This window comes from Streptomyces sp. WM6386, from assembly GCF_000972385.1.
Lineage (GTDB): Bacteria > Actinomycetota > Actinomycetes > Streptomycetales > Streptomycetaceae > Streptomyces.
The window spans coordinates 1-3,799 of record NZ_JXTE01000142.1; the positions used below are offsets into that span (position 1 = coordinate 1).

Sequence of the window (3,799 nt, forward strand, 5' to 3'; positions counted from 1 at the left end):
GGCCGTGGCCGGGTCGAAGGGGGGCAGGGTGGTGGCCTCGGGGGCCCACACCCGCAGTGATCTCAGGAGTGCGTGAAGATCTGTTCCCATGCCCCGATTCTCACCCGAGGCACCGCCTACAACGAACCGATGTCCGAGGACACCCAGCGCTCCGGGCGCAGCCGGATGATCACCTGCTCGCCGTGGTTCTTCCAGGCGAAGTCGACGTACGCCTCCACCTTCTCGGGCGGCAGGTAGCGCGCGGAGATCTCCCGGAGGAGTTCGATCGTGGCGGGGGTGGTGTCGAGGACCGGGCCCTCCACCGACACGTACTTCAGCTTCGGCTCGACCGTGTCCACCATGAGGGAGAAGCGGCCCGCCGCGTCGATCAGCCGTTGCTTGCGGGAGCCGAGGCCGGTGAGGATCCAGATGTCGCCGCCGGGCTCGTACTGGTACCAGATCGGCACGGAGAGCGGCGCCCGCCCCTCTCCGCCGTCCACCGACAGCGCGGCCACATGGGGTTCGGCCAGGAATTGCTCGCGTTCCAACCGGGTCAGGGCGGTCATACGGTCTCCTTCAGAGGTGTGCGGCTGCCTCACGAACTCACCGTTCCGGTACGCCACAACGCCGGCCGAGGGGCTGGATGTTCCCGAGCGGTGCGGCTACGTCGAAGGGCGCGATGGCAGTACGTTTTGATCTCCGGGCCGGAGCGGGAAGGCGGGTCACTGTGAACATCGAACTGACGTGGTTCAAGTGGAGCCACAGCGACGGCGAAGGCGCCGCCCTCCTCGGCACCGCCCACGCCCCCACCGTCCGTTGATGCGCCTGGCCGCGGCCGTCCTCCTCGCCGCCTCCCTCACCGCGTGCACCAGCGACGGCGAACAGCCGCCGTCCCTCACCGCACCCGCGGTCTTCTACCTCCGCCCCCCGGGCGACAAGGCCGGCGTGCAGGACAAGATGCCGTACGAGCTCAAGGCCGAGGACGGTGACGAGCCCGGCGTCCGGATGCTCGCCGCGGATGTGCCCAAGGGCGCGGAGGACACGGTCGTGATCCGCAAGTACGGCGGGTGCAAAGGCAGTTCCGCGCATGTGACGTGTGAGGTCGACGGCGACTACAGCAACTGGGCCGACGCGCCCCGCGCCAAGGTGGTGGCGGCCGAGGGGGCCGAGGCCGGGGACTCGGCGGTCGTGACGTACACGTACACCACGAAGGACGGGAAGAAGCTCACCGCGAGGACCCGGTTCGTCGTGGGGGAGCCGGTGGTGGAGGCGCTGGCGCCCGAGTACGAGAAGGACGGGCCGCGCCCCGGTGCCGAGCTGACCGACTCCGTCGTGGTGCGGAACACCGGTGAGGTGCCGGTGCGCGGGCTGGGGCTGGAACTGTCCGCGAGTAACGGGGGGTTCGTGGAGGAGTACTCCAACTGCCGTTACCCGAGCCACACTCGTGGCTACCGTGCCGTCTGCGAGTTCCCCGGGTTGACCATCGACCCCGGGCAGACCGTCGCCCTCCGGCCCGCGATACGGCTGCGTACCACGAAGTCGGACATGTACGTCTCCTACGGCAAGGATGTCTGGGCCCTGGACATGGGCCCGGGGCACTACGACACCTATCCGAAGGGCGGCGACTTCGGCGACGGACCGGAACTCGAGGTCACGAAGGCGAGCGCGGCCACCCGGGGCGCCTTCGTCGACGGTGGCGGCAGTACGTACGTCGTGCTCGACTCGTACGCCGACTACGAGGTCTCCGATGTCTCCCTGACCGGCGAACCCGGCGACGAGCGCACCTTCGAGATCAAGGTGCGCAACAAGGGTCCCGCCGACGCGGATGCCGCCGCCGACGTGGTCTTCAGTCCGCCCTTCGGGATGACCGTGGTGAAGCAGCCGATGGAGGAGTACGACGACGGCGTCTACCAGGAGTACTGCGAGAGCAACGGGTACGCGTACACCTGTGCCGTCGGTGATCTGAAGCCGGGTGACTCCCGCTCCTTCGAGTTCACCGTGACCCTCGGTGACCCGGGCGAGGGCTTCCTGTCCCTTGAGGACGCGGCCGGGACCAGCCCGTGGGATGTGGGTCGCCGGGACCCGGATCCGGACAATGACGAGGCCGTCATCAGGGTTGAGGGAGAAGGGTAGTTCACCCTCGTCCCAGGATCACCGTCCCCGACGAACAGAACCAACCCCCCGTGCCGGACGCCACGGCCAGGCGGGGCAAGCCGCCGTCCCTGGCCCGTACTTGGCGTGCGCCGGTCTCACCGCGCAGCTGTCGTACCGCCTCGACCAGGAGGAACAGGCCCCGCATCCCCGGGTGCTGGGCCGACAGGCCGCCCCCGTCCGTGTTCACCGGCAGTGTGCGGGACTGCACGAACGCTCCGCCCTCCCCCTTCTTGCAGAAGCCCAGGTCCTCCAGCGTCACCAGCGTCATGTACGTGAAAGCGTCGTAGATCTCGGCGAGGTCGATCTCCTCCGGGCGCACGCCCGCCCTCTCGAACGCCAGGCGTCCGCTCACCGCCGCCGGCGACACCGTGAAGTCCGGCCATTGCGACATCGTGGCGTGCGAGGCGTGTTCCCCGGTGCCGAGGACCCAGACGGGGGCGGTGCGGCAGTCGCGTACGTACTCCTGCGCCGCCAGCAGTACCGCCGCCCCGCCGTCCGAGCGGATGCAGCAGTGCAGCTTGGTGAAGGGGTCCGCGATCATCGGGCCGGACAGCACGTCGTCCACGGTGATCGGGGTGCGGAACATCGCCTCCGGGTTCAGGGCCGCGTTCGCCCGTGCCTGGACCGCGACCTCCGCCAACTGCTCGATCGTCGTGCCGTGTTCGATCATGTGGCGGCGGGCGGCCATCGCGTACTTGGCGATCAGCGTGTGGCCGTAGGGGACTTCGAACTGGAGGGGGCCGCGGGCGCCGAAGGAGAGGTTTCCGGTGCGCCGGCCCGCCTTGATGTCCGCGCGCGCCGTCGAGCCGTACACCAGAAGGACCGCGTTCGCGTGGCCCGCCGCTATCGCGTCCGTCGCGTGGGCCGCCATGACCTCCCAGGTCGAGCCGCCCACCGAGGTGGAGTCCATCCAGGTGGGGCGCAGGCCCAGGTACTCCGCCACCTCCACCGGGGCCAGCACGCCCGTGCCCGCGGAGGCGAAGCCGTCCACCAGCGACCTGTCGAGTCCCGCGTCCGCCAGGGCCCGGCGGGCGGCCTGGGCGTGCAGGGTGTACGGCGTCGCGTCGTCCACGCGGCCGCAGTCGGAGAGGGACACGCCGACCACGGCGACTTTCCGGGTTTTGGCCGTCATGAAAGGTCTCCCTCTGTCTGTCCATATCGACCCGCCGCTCCTAATATGACGGACCGTCAGATCCGGAGGGAAGGGGTCGCCATGGACGCCGGCTTCACCACCGAGCAGGAGGAGATCCGACGCACCCTGCGCGAACTCCTGCAGAAGCGGTGCGGGACCCAGGAGGCGCGGGCCGCCGTCGACCGTCCGCGGGGGTACGACGCCGGGTTGTGGGCCACCCTCTCCGAGCAGCTCGGACTGCCCGGACTCGCCCTTCCCGAGAGGTACGGGGGTGCGGGCTGCTCCGCCACCGAACTCGCCCTCGCGGGGGAGGAGACGGGACGGGTCCTCGCTCCCTCGCCCCTGCTCGCCACCGCCGTCCTCGTCGCCCCGCTCGTCCTCGCGACCGGGACCGAGGCCCAGCGGGCCGAACTGCTGCCCCGGATCGCCGACGGCTCCCTCACCGCCGCCCTCGCCGCGCCCGCCGCCGGTCTCGCGCTCACCGGGGACAACGGCGGGGACTGGGCGGGGGGCGGGCGCGCGGGGGGCGTACAG

The 3,799-nt window shown here is 70.5% G+C and carries 4 protein-coding genes; 2 read left to right on the plus strand and 2 right to left on the minus strand.

Annotated elements, in window-relative coordinates:
• Positions 1–116 precede the first annotated feature (116 nt).
• A complete protein-coding gene (locus tag TN53_RS40020; protein WP_046263783.1) occupies positions 117–545 on the minus strand; it encodes a pyridoxamine 5'-phosphate oxidase family protein in 429 nt (142 codons plus the stop codon).
• Positions 546–798: 253 nt separating this feature from the next.
• Between TN53_RS40020 and TN53_RS40025 the strand changes: the two genes are divergently transcribed.
• Positions 799–2,112 (plus strand): DUF11 domain-containing protein, encoded by a 1,314-nt coding sequence (locus TN53_RS40025; protein ID WP_052745399.1) that lies wholly within the window; start codon positions 799–801, stop codon positions 2,110–2,112.
• 1 nt (position 2,113) lies between these two features.
• Here the strand turns inward: TN53_RS40025 and TN53_RS40030 are convergent, their stop codons facing one another.
• Positions 2,114–3,265 (minus strand): thiolase C-terminal domain-containing protein, encoded by a 1,152-nt coding sequence (locus tag TN53_RS40030; RefSeq protein WP_046263784.1) that lies wholly within the window; start codon positions 3,263–3,265, stop codon positions 2,114–2,116.
• A gap of 81 nt (positions 3,266–3,346) precedes the next feature.
• Between TN53_RS40030 and TN53_RS40035 the strand changes: the two genes are divergently transcribed.
• Positions 3,347–3,799 (plus strand): acyl-CoA dehydrogenase family protein (locus TN53_RS40035; RefSeq protein WP_046263785.1); only part of this gene is annotated, 453 nt, incomplete at its 3' end.